The organism is Rivularia sp. PCC 7116 (assembly GCF_000316665.1).
GTDB lineage: Bacteria > Cyanobacteriota > Cyanobacteriia > Cyanobacteriales > Nostocaceae > Rivularia.
Window position 1 is genome coordinate 2389347 of record NC_019678.1, and the last position, 17298, is coordinate 2406644.

Sequence of the window (17298 nt, forward strand, 5' to 3'; positions counted from 1 at the left end):
CCTTATCTGACAAACTGCTTCGTTTTTCCACAACCATCGGGAGACGTAAAATTTTACATATCTAAAACTGTCTAATGTACTCGCTGCTTCATGTGGTAATTAGAATTATTTTTTGCAAAACGGTTATTGTATAGCTTGTATCTAGATAATTACCTAACGAAATGCAATCATAAATCTGTTTTATGCCAATTATTAACTTTAACCAAGAAATTTAACATCTAAACGGCTTGAACTATGGCAATCTGAAAAACAGAATGTTTGAAAATTTGATATCTTCGCTACAGAATTTTACTGAAACAGGTTATGCAAACCCTGCCAACACCAACAACAACTAATACGGCATCTACGACTCCCGCTTTTGAAACCACTATCAAGCGGCGTAAAACCCGTCCTGTAAAGGTCGGGGATGTAACTATCGGGGGAGGATACCCGGTGGTGGTGCAATCGATGATTAATGAGGATACTCTCGATATTGACGGTTCGGTTGCGGCTATCCGTCGCTTACACGAAATCGGCTGCGAGATTGTCCGAGTTACCGTGCCCAGTATGGCTCACGCTAGAGCTTTATCAGAAATTAAACAAAAGTTAAAGCAAACTTACCAAGATGTGCCCATTGTTGCCGACGTACATCATAATGGCATGAAAATTGCTTTGGAAGTTGCCAAGCATATTGAAAAGGTACGAATTAACCCAGGGTTGTATGTTTTTGAAAAGCCAGATGCCAATCGAACTGAATATACTAAAACTGAATTCGACGAAATTGGCGATAAAATTGCCGATACTCTCAAACCTTTGGTAATTTCTCTGCGCGATCAGGGGAAAGCCATGCGAATCGGCGTTAACCACGGTTCCCTTGCCGAACGAATGCTGTTTACCTATGGCGATACTCCCGAAGGAATGGTGGAGTCAGCGCTAGAATTTATTCGTATTTGTGAATCTTTAGATTTTCATAATATAGTAATTTCACTTAAGGCTTCGCGGGTACCGGTAATGTTAGCTGCATACCGGTTGATGGCACAAAGAATGGATGCTGAAGGTATGGATTATCCCTTGCATCTAGGTGTTACTGAAGCCGGTGATGGGGAATACGGACGAATTAAATCAACTGCGGGAATTGCGACTTTATTAGCCGATGGCATTGGCGATACAATTCGGGTATCTTTAACAGAATCGCCGGAAAAAGAAATTCCAGTTTGCTATAGTATTTTGCAGGCTTTGGGATTGCGGAAGACAATGGTCGAATACGTCGCTTGTCCTTCTTGCGGTCGCACTTTATTCAATTTAGAAGAAGTGCTGCACAAAGTTCGCGAAGCAACCAGTCATCTCACGGGATTGGATATTGCGGTTATGGGTTGCATCGTCAATGGTCCTGGAGAAATGGCTGATGCCGATTATGGCTATGTCGGTAAAACTCCCGGCTTTATATCGCTTTACAGGGGTCGAGAAGAAATTAAAAAAGTTCCTGAAGATAAAGGCGTAGAAGAATTGATAAACTTGATCAAAGCTGACGAACGTTGGGTAGAACCAGATTAAACAAACAAAAACTTTGTAGATCAAAAATCTTGCTAGTTTTGTGCTGTTTTGCAAAGCTAGCCGGATTAATGTAAAAATTTACCGAAATAACAAATTATGCTCGGTCTTTACAGTGGTAGGCTGTGTTAGATTGAGCATACTGACTATGTAAATTCAGTCTGGCACAGCTGTAATATGGTGATTTCAAGAAGTGGACTTGTTCTGGGTGCTACTGCCGTGACGCTTTCAACGATTGCTGTCGCAGGTCTTGGCATTCATTCACAAGGACAAGCCTTATTTAAAGAAAGTCCTAAAGAGATAGTAGATGAAGTTTGGCAAATTATTTACCGCCAATACGTAGATGGTACGTTCAATCAAGTCGATTGGCAGGCTGTTCGTAAAGAGTACTTAAATAAAAAATACACTGACAAGCAGCAAGCTTATAAATCCATCCGGGAAATGCTTAAAAAGCTGGATGACCCCTATACCCGGTTTATGGACCCCAAAGAGTTCAAGAACATGCAGGTGGATACTTCTGGGGAACTAACTGGTGTTGGTATCACTATTGGTCTTGATGAGGAAACTAAGAAGTTAACCGTTATTGCACCATTAGAAGATACTCCAGCGTTTAAAGCCGGTATTTTGGCGAAAGATGTCATTACTAAAATTGATGGCAAAAGCACCGAGGGAATGGATACCAGTGAAGCGGTAACTTTAATTAGAGGAGAACCTGGAAGTAAAGTTAAGTTAACTATTTCTCGTAATGGTAAGGAAAAAGATTATTTAATTACCCGAGCAAAAATCGAAATTCATCCGGTTGATTATTCTGTCAAACAAACTCCTGCTGGTAAAACTGGCTACATTCGTCTCAAGACCTTCAGCGCTAATGCTTCAAAGGAAATGCGCGAAGCTATTAGAGATTTGGAGAAGAAAAACGTTGACGGCTACGTTCTGGATTTACGTAACAATCCAGGCGGTTTATTATTCTCTAGTATCGAAATTGCCAGGATGTGGCTTAAGGATGGTACGATTGTTTCCACCATTGACCGCAAGGGAGTTGTAGAGAAAGAAGCAGCAAACGGGCGATCGCTCACGGAAAAGCCATTAGTAGTTTTGGTTGATAAGGGAAGTGCTAGTGCGAGTGAAATCCTTTCCGGTGCGTTGCAAGATAATAAGCGTGCTGTTTTAGTCGGTAGCAAGACTTTTGGTAAAGGTTTGGTACAGTCGGTGCGTCCCCTTTATGATGGTTCCGGCGTTGCAGTTACGATTGCTAAATATCATACCCCCAGCGGTAAAGATATCAATAAAGCCGGGATTAAACCAGATATAAAAGTTGAGTTGAGCGACGAACAACGACAGAAATTGTGGCTCAAGCAACGCGATAGACTAGCTACCTTAAAAGATCCCCAATATGCTAAAGCTATAGAACAATTGAAGAAGGAAATTGCTGCAAAAGGCAATATTAGAGCGGAGAAAAAATAGATCTCAGATGTAGAGACGGAGCGACCTGCTGCGTCTCTACATGAGTTAGGATTTGGATAAAGTTGTTCTTATGATTTATGTGCCAGAAGGAAATTACATCTTCTCTTGAAGTAAGTTAAGAACTCTCAATTCCTAACTGTTAACTATTAACTCCTTATGCTGGCTCACATTTACCAGTTCTAATTAATCCGATACGACGAGATATTGCTTCTTCCTTTGAACTAAAAACCCCCCATTTTTCAATAATTTGTTTATCGTCTCCAGATGCTAGTTCGCTGGAGACGATTTCGCATTTTTGCGAGGGGCGTTTGATAATGTACCAGCCTTGTAGTGATTCCATAAACTAATGCAAGAATTTCAATTTTTGAGTTTTATAGCAAATTTCAGTTGAGTTAACTACACATTAAACCTCACCCAAATGGGAATCCTTTAATTTTCAAGGTTTTGTATTTGCCGACTCTTGTAATAAGATAGGCATTCCACCTTTACCGTCACCAATCATAATAATTTTAGAGTTAGGAGATTGAGCTAGCTTTTCTGTTGCTTCAATCCTCCGCAACTGCAATACTTGATTTGTAAGTCCGTCGGATATAATTTTCTGGGCATCCGCAATACCTTTGGCTTCAATCCGTTTGCGTTCAGCTTCTTGGCGCTGTTTTTCCAAAACAAACTTCATTCGCTGATTTTCTTGTTCGGCTTTTAGCTTCTCTTGAATTGCTTGTTGGATTGTATCAGGCATTTTCACGTTACGTAACAAAGCTTCCTCAACTACAAAACCTAAAGGCAATAATTCCTTGGTGAGTTGTTCGTTTATTCTGCGAGCAACTTCTTGACGCTTAATAGAGTAAATAGCGTTTGCTGGGTATTGAGCGACAATGGAACGGATAGTAGAGCGAAATCGAGAAATTACCAATTGTGTTTCGCTGGTTCCAATAGTTTTGTATACAGTTGCGGCTTTTTGTGGGTCAAGTTTGTATTGTAAACTGACATCAAGATTGAGATTTAAACCTTCTTGAGAACTTGCGTCAACGTTTTCCAAGATATCTTTCAAGCGAGTAGAAAAATTCCGAGTTTTAGTAAAAGGGTTAACCAAGTTTACGCCGGGATTCAGGCTTTTATCGGAGACTCTACCGAATAAATTTGCAACACCAATATTACCGGGAGGAACGATGACTAAAGCTCTGGAAATTGAAGCAATAGTGGCAACAATCCCAATTAATGCAGCAACTGCCCGTATTGCTAAACGATTTCTTTCGTCATCAACTTTACCGGAATTGAGATAAACAAGGGTTGCAATTAAGGTAGCTAAAAGAGAGATAATAAAACTCATAATTTTTTTGAAATAATTATTTTAGAGACTTCTACATATATATCTGCTTATATTTATATTTTTATGATTTTGAGTTTAAATTTAAATTTTTATTTTCGATATTATTAAATTTTAATGAACTTTTGTGGAGAGCAAAATTATATTTTAGTAATAACACTCATTTCTTTTTTCCAAATATAATAATGTTAGAAGAAAAAATCTTATATCTGCCAAAAAAATAGCGTTCTAGCACAGCTTATCTTGATACAGGATTTACGCAAACCTAAATTGTTACTAATATAGCAACGCATTGTAGGTAAGCATTCACGGATAGAGGATGTTTGAAAAGTATTATGTTTGAACTCCAAGTATCGCAAACCTAACCCCCTTGCCCCTACCCTTGTCAAAAAAAACTTTTACAGCTAACGCTGCGCTACGCGAACAGCAAACCCTATTTACGGTGCGTTGCACGCAACAAGTAACACATTACGAAAGAAAAAATTGTTGCCAGGAATTAATTACTGGCAACAATAACAAAAATGGAATGTAGTTTCCCAACGTTAGGTCGAAAACGAAGCAGTCAGGATTTATGGAATCGACTAATAGACTAATTGAAAATTACTTACCGTTACTATTGCTGTTATTATTAGCATCGCTGTAACTAGCAAGAATTCTGTCGGCAAGTTTATCGGGGACTTCTTGTAAATGGTCGTATTCCCAATTGAAAGAACCTACTCCTAGAGTTTGCGATCGCAACTCTATAATAAAATTTTGCATTTCGGATTGTGGTAGATACCCGACAACATTATCCCAACCTTGCCAGTTGTTAATGGCTTCATAAGCTAAAATTTGTCCGCGTCTACCGCTTAATAATTGCAGTACTTTAGAAGTAAATTCGTTAGGGGTTTTTACCTGCAAGCGGACAATTGGTTCTAACAGCGTGGGTTTGCATTCCGACATTCCGGTTTGCATTGCTTGCCTTGCTGCTAATTTAAAAGCTTGTTCGGAACTATCAACGTTGTGGTAGGAACCGTTGGTTAAAGTTACCGATACGTCTACTACGGGAAAACCCAGAGGACCATGTTCTAAAGATTCTCTGACACCCATTTCGACACCGGGGATGTATTGCTTGGGAACCACACCACCAACTATACTTTCACCAAATTGAAAACCTTCTCCTCTTGGTAAAGGTTGAATGTTTAAATAAACATCGCCAAATTGTCCGTGTCCGCCACTTTGATGTTTGTAGCGTCCGCGGATTGATGAAGCTGTTTTACGAATGGTTTCTTTATAAGGTACTTTGGGTAAATGGGTAGACATGGGAAGGTTATATTTACACCGCAGTCTATCAAGAGAAACTTGTAAATGAATTTCTCCTTGTCCCCAAAGAATTACTTCATGGGTGTCACCATGTTGTTCCCAAGCCAAACTTACATCTTCTTCTAATAACTTAGTTAACGCACTGCTCAATTTGACTTCATCATTACGTTTTTCGGTGACGATAGCTAAAGCGTAAACTGGTTCTAAGCGTTCGACTCGCGGCAATTCAATTTGCGAATCACGAGTTAAAGTATCGCCGGTTTTGATTCCTTCCAAACGAGTTAAAGCAACAATTTCACCAGAGGAAGCTGTATTTATATGTTGTTGATGCTGTCCTAGCAAACGATACATGCTACCGACACGAATACCGTTGAGAGTCATGCCTTCGGATAAATTTCCTTGCCATATCCGTACTAAGGAAAGTTTACCGCCTTGGGGAGTGTAATAAGTTTTTAATACTTGAGCTATGGGAGTATCGGAATTTTTGTCGTTACTTAAACAATTTAAATTATCTAAACGTCGTTTTGCAGTAGTTTGAGGCTCGGGGGCTTCTTTTAATAACGCTGACAACAGCGGGCGTACCCCATAATCTTGTTCTGCAACTCCGAAAAATACTGGTACAACTAAATCAGAACCCAAATCTAGTTTTAAATCTTTGATTATCTCCTCTTGGTTGGGTTCGATATCTTCTAAAAGTTCTTCAAGTAAATGGTCATCAAAATCTGCTAGAGTTTCGAGCATTTCTTCCCTAGCAGCATGTTCTTCTGCTTTTAATGCTTCTGGAAATGGAACTATATCGGCAGCAGCACCGGAATGATAATGATATGCTTTTTCGCTGACTAAATCGATAAATCCAATTAAATTTTCTTTTCGTAAAATTGGATACTGATGCGCTACTAAAGGACGGCTAGAAACGGCTTTAAGCGCATTCAAAATTTCTAAAACATGGATATTTGCTTTATCCATTTTATTCACAAACACCAAATGGGGAATTTCCCAATCATCGAGAAATTTAAATAATGGTGCTAAAGTTAAAACTTTTTCAGTTACGGGTTCGCAAACGACAATTGCAGCATCAACACCGATAAGAGCATTGTAAGTTTCTTGAGCAAATTCTACAGAACCGGGAGTGTCAATAAACGTAAAATCAACATCCTGGAATTGAGTACTTGCCGCACTTACTTCTACACTCATTTGACGCTCTCGCGCCTGTGGAGAATTATCGCTTATCGTGTTACCATCCTTAACGCTACCCTTGCGAGAAATCGCCTCTGTAACGAACAATAAGCTTTCGACTAACGTAGTCTTTCCGCTTAAATAAGGACCGACGATTGCAATCGAATGCAAACCCGTTCTAACTTTTTCAGTCATAAAAACCTCCTTCACGGTTTCGCTGGCTCGCGGCACCGCAGTATGATCGCTTATTTATTCAACGATTATCCTGCACTTAATTTCTTCCACCTCGACTTGTAAAGCGCTACTACAAGAATCGTATTGTCTATTAAAAATAATTTAAAGAAAAATAAAAAAAAGACAACATTTACATATAAAATTAAACTTTTATAAACAAGTTTAGTTGCAGTAACACAGGGTGTTGATGGATTTTAGGTTTTGGATTGACCATTAAAGCTAAAACGACAGTTTAATAACTAAACCAGAATCTAAAATTTAGTATTGGTTCGGTCAAATTAAATCGTTACTAAGGAGAGAATCCATGAACAAATTGCTTTATAAATATCCGCTAGGTGCGTTTTTGAGTGCAATCTTTTTAAGCATAAATATTGCCTCTGCATCTGCTAATGAAGGTTATAAGTATAGCTTTGACCCCGTGCCGCAAAAGATAGCGCAATATACCCGCAACACCGCTACAACTTATTTAAACCAGGGTTTGCAATTAATCCAGACGGGAAGACCGCAAGACGCAATTAACGCTTTTAAACAAGCCATTCAGTTAGACCCTTCTTTAGCTCCAGCCTATTACAATTTAGGATTAGCGCTGCGGCAAGTGGGACAGTTACAACCGGCTGCGGATGCTTTTTATCAAGCTACTCGAGTTAACCCCAAGTTTGCTTTAGCTTATGCAAACTTAGGTGGTGCTTTACTTGAAGGAAATAACCTTGGGCAAGCGGAAAATTATTTACAGCGTTCTTTAGAAATAGATTCTAAATTAGGAGTTGCTTACTACAATCTTGGTTTACTCCACCAGCAAAAAGAAGACTGTAGTAAAGCAGTTAAATCTTTTAGAAAAGCGATGAAATATAGCAACAAAGCACCAGAGCCAGCTTATCAAATTGGATTATGCTATATGCAAGAGCGTAAATTTAAAAGAGCTAAAACTGCTTTTAATCAAGCAATAAAAATGAATCCAAAATATCCCGAAGCTCATTATAATCTCGGCTCAATTTTATATACCCAAGGCAAGCACGAACAAGCTTTAGAAGCATTTAGAAAAGCAGCCGAAGCTGACCCCGATTATCCCAGTGCTTATTACGGTGCTGGATTGGCATTTATACAAATGAAGCAATTTCCCGATGCCATGCGTGTCTTACAATATGCTAGGGATTTATTCTTAGCACAAAATAATTCTCAATGGGCTAACAATGCCGAACAGCTTATGCAGCAAGCCCAGAGTTTTACCGGCTCAATTCCTCCTCAATAAAAAGTTATTAATACTGCTGCTAACTTGCACGTCGTTAAGTCACAATATAAAGAATTGGTTGAACAATGGCTGGTGTGGTCTGTAGTTCACTTGGTAATTCATGTCTATGTTCGTGAAAAAACGTCCCAAAAGCCAATTTCTATTGTGGAATCGTTGGTTGGACAGGAACAGAATAGTAGCTAATATGGAGACTTTTTGTGACTTAATTGTCATTTCTCTGTGTTTTTGTTTGTTCTCCGTGATGTTAGTCAAGTTATGGGGGATATTTTACGATGTATTGCATTCTGTTGATTACAAAGAAGTAACTGCAAAAATGCTATTTATTCTAATTCTAGTCGAGTTATTTCGACTATTAGTGGTGTATCTACAAGAGCATAGCATTGCAGTTGGAGTCGCTGTAGAAGTAACGATTGTATCTTTGCTACGAGAGGTAATAGTTCATGGTGCAATGGAAATTTCCTGGATTCAAGTAGCATCTATTTGTGGTTTATTAATAATTTTGGGTGTATTACTATTGGTGTGTGCTAAAACTCCGCACATGGATTGTATTAGCGCTAATACTAAATATTGTCCTTTTATCTATCCTGATGACGATCAAGAGTCTTCAGGAGGTTGTAATTCCCGAAGAAGTTCTTCAAATCACGATCGGGACAGAAGGCAAGTTAAAACTTAGCTGTAGTCGGTATTTTAATTTGAGAAAAACCCGTCATTGGCGGGTTTTTTTGATTTGGGTAATTGGGCATGGGGTATGGGAAAAATGCCCATAGTTCAATTGTCCAACGCCACATTAATTAGGGTTTGCTGTTCGCGTAGCGCAGCATTAGCTGTAAAAGTTTTCTTTGACAAGGCAAGGGGGCAGGGAGCAGGGAGCAGGGGGAAAACCAGATTGTATTTCTGAGCAAGTTAACTAAAAAGTGCAAAACTGTTAGCCAGAAGATATCATAAGCTTGCACTTGAAACAGAGAAAAAGTCTTAAAAGCCTTATGTGGTAAAGCTAATAATCTTATTCAGCAAGCTCTAATTATGAAGAATAAAAATTTGAATCATTACTTATTTCATTGTGAATAAAAAACTGATTGCTAAAGTTGCTGTTGGCTTTATAGTCGCTTATACCTTTTGCTATATTTGGATTCGATTGGGAACTAAAAGGATTGTTCATAGTACGGGAACATCGGGTTGTAATTACGCCACTCATTTTGTCGTACCGGGAGATTCTAGCGTTATTAGTTACACGATTAATGCAAATTTGGCTTTACTGTTTACTCCTTTACGTTTGCTGGAACTGGCATACTGGAATCTAGCTCAACCTGTTGATTCCCCAATTTCAGAAGAGGATAGAAAGCTATATAAATTTGATACTTGTAAAACTAAAGTTTGATATTAGCCTTTTATTTTTAACATGAAGATTTTTAGTAATTGGTAATTTTTGATGCTTGATTTTTAATTTTAATAATGTATTAGCACTTTTCTTTGATGACCATGCTGAATACAATTACAACAAATTAGATGTCTATATTCTCAGTAATTTATCCATGTAAATACGATTTTTACAGTTTTTGGGTAAAATTAGGTACCGTATTACTGTACCTAAGTATTATGAATAATAAATCTATTATCAAAATTATCGCTGCTTCGGTATCTGCTTATATTCTATGTTATGCAGTAATTCGATTGGAGGGTAATATGATTGTTCATTACATGTCTACCGGTAGATGTGAGTACGTATATCATAGTGTTGATGCAGGTGATACTGGTTTTTTAGGTCGTCTAATCTATGCAGTAGTAGCAGTAACATTCACTCCCCTACGTTTATTAGAAGAACAATATTGGAATACTTTTCAACCACCTGGTTCGACCATTTGGAAGGAAGATAGAAATAGATTCGAGTCTTGTGAAAATAGAGTTTAATTTAAACCTTTGACTTTTGTACTTTAACCTTCTTCAGAAGAACTCAGATGTGAATTTATTGATTCATTTTGCAAGATTCTCACCAAAATTTTATCAACGCGATTGCCATCCATATTCATGACTTCAAAACGCATATCTTTCCATTCAAAGTTATCTGTGGCTATAGGGATGCGCCCTAAATGAGTCATGACTAAACCACCTAATGTTTGATAGCTGTCGCGGGAGTGGGATTCAATTTCTTCTTCCATGTCGAAAAGTTCAAAGAACTCATCCATTGTTAACATCCCATCCAATAGCCAGGAACCATCGTCTCGTTTTACCGCTTGGGGTTCTTCTTCTTCTTCATCGGAAGGAACATCACCGACAATTTCAATTAATATGTCGTTTAAAGTTACCAATCCTTGAATTACTCCATATTCATCAACAACTAATGCCACATGGTTGACGGTTTGCTTAAATAACTCTAGAACTTTTAATCCACGGGTGCTTTCGGGTACAAATATCGGCTCTCGCAATCCCACCGTCAAATCCATCTGTTCCCCGCAGAAACTACGAGCCAATAAGTTAGTTACCGGAATTATTCCCAGTACATTATCTAATCCTTCCTGACATACCGGATATCGCGAATAACCATTTTCAATTATTTTTTCGCGATTTTGAGTCACGCTATCTTTCAAATCCAGCCAGATGATTTCCGGGCGTGGTGTCATGAAAGAACCAACCGGGCGATCGCCTAAACGAAACACCCGCTCAACCATGTCCTGTTCTACTTCCTCAAAGGTTCCTTCTTCGGTACCTTGTTCGATTAATACTTTGATTTCTTCTTCTGTAACTTGCGGTTCTGTAGATGGCTTAATTCCTAATAATCGTACTATTGAATCTGTCAAAAAATTTAATAAAAAAACAATAGGATAAGTAATCCTAATTAAACTTTTCATTGGTAAAGCCACAATCGCAGCAATTACCTCTGGATGATTCAATGCCAAACGCTTTGGTACTAGCTCGCCTAAAATAATAGCTAAGGTAGTAATTATCAATACCGAAATACCGTGGGCTACTTGAAATTGGTATAGAGGAATAAAATCTAAAATAGGATATATTCTTTCATAAATAATTTGTTCTCCGTAGGCACCAGCGATGATGGTAACTAAAGTTATGCCGACTTGTACGGTACCTAAAAACTCGGTAGGAGAAGAAGCTAAGTCAAAAGCGGCTCTGGCTCTAGTATTTCCTTGATTGGCTAGCTGTTGCAAGCGAACCTTGCGAGCGGAAACAATCGCTAATTCTGACATGACGAAGATGGCATTAGCGAAAATCAGTAGAAAAATAATTAGTAACTCGAAATTGAGGGACATTTCTTAATTGCCGTTGTTTTTCGGCTAGTTATGCAAAATTGTAATTTTTAAGTATTTAGCATCCCAGGGATACTAATAAAAGACTCTAAATACATAAAATTTCCTCTGGAGAAGGAATTAATTGACCGAATTGGGAACACAATACACGTATATTAGCCGGAAGTTTCAGTCGTAATTTTACTAGGGAAAAACAGTTTTAACGCAAAATTTCCGGTTGACGCTTCTAAAATATTAAAGGGGGCATTAAACGCGCATGACTGCTTGCCTGTATTTTAGAAAAGGGCTAATTTCTCCACAATACTTTGATGTATTCAGGGAAAAGGTCTGTTATGGCTCAAAATTAACCGAATTTCGGAGTTCAATTTCTCGTACCCAGCGAGGGCTGCTAAGTTAAAATTACGAATTATAAAGTCATGGCTTTTTCTTCCATAGTGCGTGCTTTGGGACGTTCTTCCCTCACCACCGAACTACTTTCTAAATTAAAGACACAAACACAATTACAGTTAAATGGGATTCCACGTTTACCAAAGGGCTTGATAGCTTCAGCATTAGCGAATAGTTCGCAGCGGAATTTATTTGTGGTCTGCGCTACTTTGGAAGAAGCCGGACGTTGGACTACTCAGTTGGAAGCGATGGGATTCGCGACCATACATTTTTATCCTACTTCTGAAGCATCTCCTTACGAACCTTTTGACCCAGAAACCGAGATGACTTGGGGACAAATGCAGGTTTTAGCCGATTTAATCCAATTTTCTCCAGAATCTAATAAGCCTTCTAATCCCACAGTCGTAATCGCTACTCAAGCAGCTTTACAACCCCATTTACCACCTCCGGAAGCATTCAAGCCTTTTTGTTTAAATATTGCCAAGGGAATGGAATTTAATCTTGGTACCTTTGCAAAAAAAATGGCTGCTTTAGGATACGAAAGGGTTCCTTTGGTGGAGATGGAGGGTACTTGGAGTCGAAGGGGAGACATTGTAGATGTGTTTCCGGTATCTTCAGAATTGCCAGTACGTTTGGATTGGTTTGGCGATGAAATCGAGCAAATTCGCGAATTTGACCCTTCCACTCAGCGTTCGGCGTTAGATAAAATCGACCGGATAATTCTTACTCCCACTAGTTTTGCTCCTATATTAATTGCTGATGAGCGGTTTAATGACTCTGTAGAAAATTATCTTTCAGCTGAGGAAAAAGAACAATTAGAATCTGGACAGTTATTAGAAGGTACTCGCAGATTTTTGGGTGTAGCTTACAAACAACCTGCTTCTTTATTAGATTATTTACCTGAAAACACTTTAGTTGCTATTGATGAAGTTGAGCAGTGCTTCGCTCATAGTTTGCTTTGGGCGGAGAATGCCGAGGAGCAGTGGCAGGGGGTAGAAGGGGTAGAAGTGATAGAGGGGGTAGAGGGGGTAGAGGGGGTAGAAAATGATAATTCCCTTACACCTAAAGTCCAATTACCGAAAATCCACCGTTTTTGGGAAGAATGTCTCAAGGATTTAGAAAAGTTTGAAACTTTGTATTTATCGGAGATAGCTGAGGAAGGTAGCGATGCGATTAATTTAGCTGCTCGTTCGATTCCGGTGACTCCTCATGCTTTTGCGAAGTTGGCGGAGAATTTAAGGGAGGAACGCGATCGCAATTTTAACATTTGGTTGATTTCGGCTCAACCTTCTCGTTCGGTTTCTCTTTTACAGGAGCACGATTGTCCGGCTCAGTTTATTCCGAACCCCCGCGATTACCAAGCTATCGATAGAACGCAGGTTGGTCACGTTCCGGTTGCTTTAAAATATTCCGGGTTGGCGGAGTTAGAAGGTTTTATTTTACCAACATACAGAATAGTTGTTGTTACCGATAAGGAATTTTACGGACAGCACACTTTAGCTACTCCCGGTTACGTCCGCAAGCGGCGCAAAGCTAGTTCTAAAAAGGTTGATCCCAATAAGTTACGTCCGGGAGATTATGTAATTCACCGCAATCACGGTTTGGGTCAATTTCTAAAGTTGGAAAGTCTAACGCTTAATAATGAAACTCGCGATTATTTAGTTGTTAAGTATGCAGATGGATTATTAAGAGTAGCAGCCGACCAAGTTGGGGCTTTATCTCGTTTTCGGACAACTACTAACAAGTCCCCGCAGTTAAATAAAATGACGGGTAAGGCTTGGGAAAATACGAAAAATAAAGTCCGCAAAACCGTTAAGAAATTAGCGGTTGATTTATTAAAACTGTATTCTCAACGTTCCCAACAAACTGGTTTTACTTATCCCCAGGATTCTCCCTGGCAGGAAGAGATGGAAGATTCTTTTCCATATCAACCTACTACCGACCAGTTAAAAGCCACTCAAGACGTAAAACGGGATATGGAAAGCGAGCGTCCGATGGATCGCTTAGTCTGCGGTGATGTGGGTTTTGGTAAAACTGAGGTGGCAATAAGAGCTATATTTAAAGCCGTAACTTCTGGTAAGCAAGTTGCATTGCTCGCACCTACAACTATTCTTACCCAACAGCACTACCATACTTTAAAAGAAAGATTTGCTCCCTACCCCATAAACGTTGGATTGCTCAACCGTTTTCGTAGTGCTGAAGAAAAGCGAAATATACAGAAAAGATTGTTAACGGGGGAATTGGATATTGTTGTTGGTACCCATCAACTTTTAGGTAAAAGCGTTCAATACAAAGATTTAGGTTTATTGGTAGTAGATGAAGAACAAAGATTTGGCGTAAATCAAAAAGAGAAAATCAAATCCTTGAAAACTCAAGTTGACGTACTTACCCTGAGCGCTACACCTATTCCCCGCACCTTATATATGTCGCTCTCGGGTATCCGGGAAATGAGTTTGATTACTACACCACCACCATCAAGAAGACCAATTCAAACCCATCTTTCACCGATGAATCCCGAAGCAACTCGGACAGCTATTCGTCAAGAATTAGACAGAGGCGGTCAGGTATTTTACGTAGTTCCACGGGTGGAAGGAATTGAAGATAAATCTGCCTTTATTCGAGAAATGATACCGAATGCCAGGATTGCGATCGCACACGGTCAGATGGAAGCGAGCGAGTTAGAATCTATCATGCTTTCTTTCAGTAGTGGCGAAGCTGAAATTCTGATTTGTACGACTATTATTGAATCCGGTTTAGATATTCCCCGAGTTAATACAATATTGATTGAAGACGCGCAGAAATTCGGATTGGCGCAACTTTATCAATTAAGGGGAAGAGTTGGACGTGCCGGAATTCAAGCTCATGCATGGTTATTTTATCCCAGACAAAGGTCATTATCGGAAGCTGCTAGGAAAAGATTAAGAGCTATTCAAGAATTTACACAACTGGGTTCCGGTTATCAACTAGCAATGCGAGACATGGAAATTCGCGGAGTCGGTAATTTATTGGGAGCAGAGCAATCCGGACAAATGAATGTCATCGGCTTCGACTTATATATGGAAATGTTAGAAGAAGCCATCCGCGAAATTCGGGGACAAGAAATTCCCACAGTCGAAGATACTCAGATCGATCTTAATTTGACAGCGTTTATTCCAGCAGATTACATTACCGACTTAGATCAGAAGATGAGCGCATATCGTGCCGTAGCCGTAGCCAATTCCAAAGGAGAATTAGCAATGATTGCAGCAGAATGGAACGATAGATACGGTACAGTACCCGCATCGGCGAATCAGTTGTTACGGGTGATGGAATTAAAGCAATTAGCGAAAAACTTAGGATTTAGTCGGATAAAACCAGATGGAAAACAACATATTGTCTTAGAAACCCCGATGGAAGAACCTGGTTGGAAATTATTAGCTGAGAAATTACCGCAAAATATGATGAGTCGCTTTGTGTATTCTCCCGGTAAAGTCACCGTTAGGGGTTTAGGAGTAATGAAAGCAGACGTACAATTACAAACATTAATAGATGCATTTACTAAGATGCAGGATGCCGTACCCGAACAGTTCGTAGTTGCGCTTTAGCGCCAAACATTTAGGTTTAAATCTTATACGGTGCATTATCGCTTTATTGGTAATTCACACTTTTTATATTTTTAGATTGTAATATAGCGTTTCCCAGTCTATTGAAGTACACACAAAACCTCACCCCTAACCCCTCTCCTTGATAAGGAGAGGGGAGATAAAGCACAGCTTTATCGGGGTGAGGTAATCGCTGTACCTCAGTTGCTTAGGAAACGCTATATCAAATTCGTTTTTATCAGAATTATATATTTTGAAACGCAAAGTGACGCAGAGTTTTTTGTCCACATTATTTATCATTCCGATACAAGTGGAAAAACTTTATTTGAGGGGGATTTACCGATTACAAAATTAATATATCGTTGTTATCAATTGTGTATTAACTGTGAACTTAATTTACATAAAACAAGTCATAACACATAGATATTAACAATGAAAAAAGTAATCGTAATCCTTCTTTTAGCAGCAACTTTAACAGCTTGTAGAAATTCTTCAACTACTTCAACATTATCCAAACAACATCAACAGCCAAATAAGACTTTTAAATCGTGGTGTGAAGATAAACTGAATTTACCTCAAGATATAAAATATACAGTTGAAGTTTTATTAGAAGAAGCTGGTACTCAAGATTGTCAAAAGGCTAATCGAAAACTTAGTCAATTAACTGAGCTTTCAGTTGATGACAAGCAAATCAGCGATTTACAACCTGTTGTAAGTTTGACTCAATTAACCGAACTGAAACTGAAAAGTAATCAAATCAGCGATATAAAACCACTTTCTAAATTAACCAATTTAACTAAACTGTATCTCGATTCTAATAACATTAGCCAGGTAAAAGAGCTTGCTAATTTAATAAATTTAACCGAACTTAGTCTTAGCTATAATCAACTCAGCCATGTCAAAGGAATTACTAATTTAACTAAGCTAGAATATCTGAATCTTCATCGCAATCAAATAACCGATATTCGACCACTTGCCAATTTAACGAATTTAATTAAGCTGCAACTTAGCAGCAACCAAATAGAGAGTATCAAGCCGCTTAGTAAATTAAATAATTTGACAGAACTGATTGTGTATCAAAATAAAATTAATGAAGTTAAAGAAATAACTAATTTAATCAATTTAAAATATTTGAATATTGGTAAGAATAATATCAGCAACGTAAAACCGCTTTGGGAATTGACTAACTTAATTGAACTGTATATTAACGAAAATAAAATCAGTAATATTGAAACACTTGCTGATTTAAGCAATTTAAAAGAACTTGGTCTTTGGAAAAATCAAATTAGCGATATCACACCGCTTTGGCAATTAACAAATTTGACTAAACTTAATATTCAAGAGAATAAAATAATTGATATCAAAGCGCTTGCTAATTTAACCAACTTAACTTATCTAAATGCAGCAGGTAATCCCATACAGAATAAAACCTGTCCCGTTAAACCAAAATCTATATGCAAATTTTAGTTAAAATTAACCTACCACAATTATTCTCCTCGATTTGCATAATAGGATTGCTGTGGACTAAAAAATAGCGATCGCCATGACAAGCAGTGGTGAATATAATTCGTAATTCGTGAGAATACAGCAGTTTTAGAATAAATCAAATCAAAACCTTACAGATACTGACATCTATCCGATAAAAATCAAATTCAGTATATGTAAAAGCAATGGAACACAACCTTTATCCAATATCCAAAACTAAACAAAACTTACCATAATTAATCTGTAAAACCCGAAAAGTTAATATATGTAATTGAAACAACTCAGTTCCTTTTTACATAATCG

Annotated in this window: 12 protein-coding genes; 8 read left to right on the plus strand and 4 right to left on the minus strand. The window is 38.3% G+C overall.

Annotated elements, in window-relative coordinates; genetic code table 11:
* Nucleotides 1-303: 303 nt before the first annotated feature.
* Both ispG and ctpC read left to right on the plus strand, forming a co-directional pair.
* Entirely contained in the window at nt 304-1533 is a 1230-nt protein-coding gene (ispG, locus tag RIV7116_RS09365) for a (E)-4-hydroxy-3-methylbut-2-enyl-diphosphate synthase (RefSeq protein ID WP_015118054.1), read from the plus strand.
* 174 nt (nt 1534-1707) lie between these two features.
* The gene (gene ctpC / locus RIV7116_RS09370; protein WP_015118055.1) at nt 1708-2994 is read left to right on the plus strand and encodes a carboxyl-terminal processing protease CtpC; all 1287 of its coding nucleotides are present in this window, start codon (nt 1708-1710) and stop codon (nt 2992-2994) included.
* A 154-nt stretch (nt 2995-3148) separates the two neighbouring features.
* Here the strand turns inward: ctpC and RIV7116_RS09375 are convergent, their stop codons facing one another.
* The 3 genes from RIV7116_RS09375 to RIV7116_RS09385 all read right to left on the minus strand — a co-directional run bounded on the left by RIV7116_RS09375 (nt 3149) and on the right by RIV7116_RS09385 (nt 6994).
* Entirely contained in the window at nt 3149-3334 is a 186-nt protein-coding gene (locus tag RIV7116_RS09375; RefSeq protein ID WP_015118056.1) for a hypothetical protein, read from the minus strand.
* Nucleotides 3335-3430: 96 nt separating this feature from the next.
* Nucleotides 3431-4324, minus strand: coding sequence for a prohibitin family protein (locus RIV7116_RS09380; protein WP_015118057.1), 894 nt, complete (start codon nt 4322-4324; stop codon nt 3431-3433).
* Between the two features lie 597 nt (nt 4325-4921).
* Nucleotides 4922-6994 carry an elongation factor G gene (locus RIV7116_RS09385; protein ID WP_015118058.1) on the minus strand — a complete coding sequence of 691 codons (2073 nt, stop codon included), beginning with the start codon at nt 6992-6994 and terminating at the stop codon, nt 4922-4924.
* Nucleotides 6995-7337: 343 nt separating this feature from the next.
* Here RIV7116_RS09385 and RIV7116_RS09390 point away from each other — a divergent pair, with 343 nt between their 5' ends.
* The 4 genes from RIV7116_RS09390 to RIV7116_RS09410 all read left to right on the plus strand — a co-directional run bounded on the left by RIV7116_RS09390 (nt 7338) and on the right by RIV7116_RS09410 (nt 10190).
* Nucleotides 7338-8282, plus strand: coding sequence for a lipopolysaccharide assembly protein LapB (locus RIV7116_RS09390; RefSeq protein WP_015118059.1), 945 nt, complete (start codon nt 7338-7340; stop codon nt 8280-8282).
* Nucleotides 8283-8394: 112 nt separating this feature from the next.
* Nucleotides 8395-8955, plus strand: a complete 561-nt coding sequence (locus RIV7116_RS09395) for a phosphate-starvation-inducible PsiE family protein (RefSeq protein WP_044291659.1) — start codon at nt 8395-8397, stop codon at nt 8953-8955.
* 387 nt (nt 8956-9342) lie between these two features.
* Nucleotides 9343-9660, plus strand: coding sequence for a hypothetical protein (locus RIV7116_RS09405; RefSeq protein WP_015118061.1), 318 nt, complete (start codon nt 9343-9345; stop codon nt 9658-9660).
* Nucleotides 9661-9878: 218 nt separating this feature from the next.
* Complete coding sequence (locus tag RIV7116_RS09410; RefSeq protein WP_044290842.1) at nt 9879-10190, plus strand: hypothetical protein; 312 nt, start codon at nt 9879-9881, stop codon at nt 10188-10190.
* A gap of 23 nt (nt 10191-10213) precedes the next feature.
* On the opposite strand, the gene RIV7116_RS09415 is transcribed toward RIV7116_RS09410, so the two are convergent.
* Nucleotides 10214-11545 (minus strand): hemolysin family protein, encoded by a 1332-nt coding sequence (locus RIV7116_RS09415; RefSeq protein WP_015118063.1) that lies wholly within the window; start codon nt 11543-11545, stop codon nt 10214-10216.
* A 413-nt stretch (nt 11546-11958) separates the two neighbouring features.
* Here RIV7116_RS09415 and mfd point away from each other — a divergent pair, with 413 nt between their 5' ends.
* Nucleotides 11959-15513: a transcription-repair coupling factor gene (gene mfd, locus RIV7116_RS09420; protein WP_015118064.1), complete on the plus strand. Its 3555-nt coding sequence runs from the start codon at nt 11959-11961 to the stop codon at nt 15511-15513.
* 429 nt (nt 15514-15942) lie between these two features.
* Nucleotides 15943-16977: a leucine-rich repeat domain-containing protein gene (locus tag RIV7116_RS09425; protein WP_015118065.1), complete on the plus strand. Its 1035-nt coding sequence runs from the start codon at nt 15943-15945 to the stop codon at nt 16975-16977.
* The last annotated feature ends 321 nt before the right edge of the window (nt 16978-17298 follow it).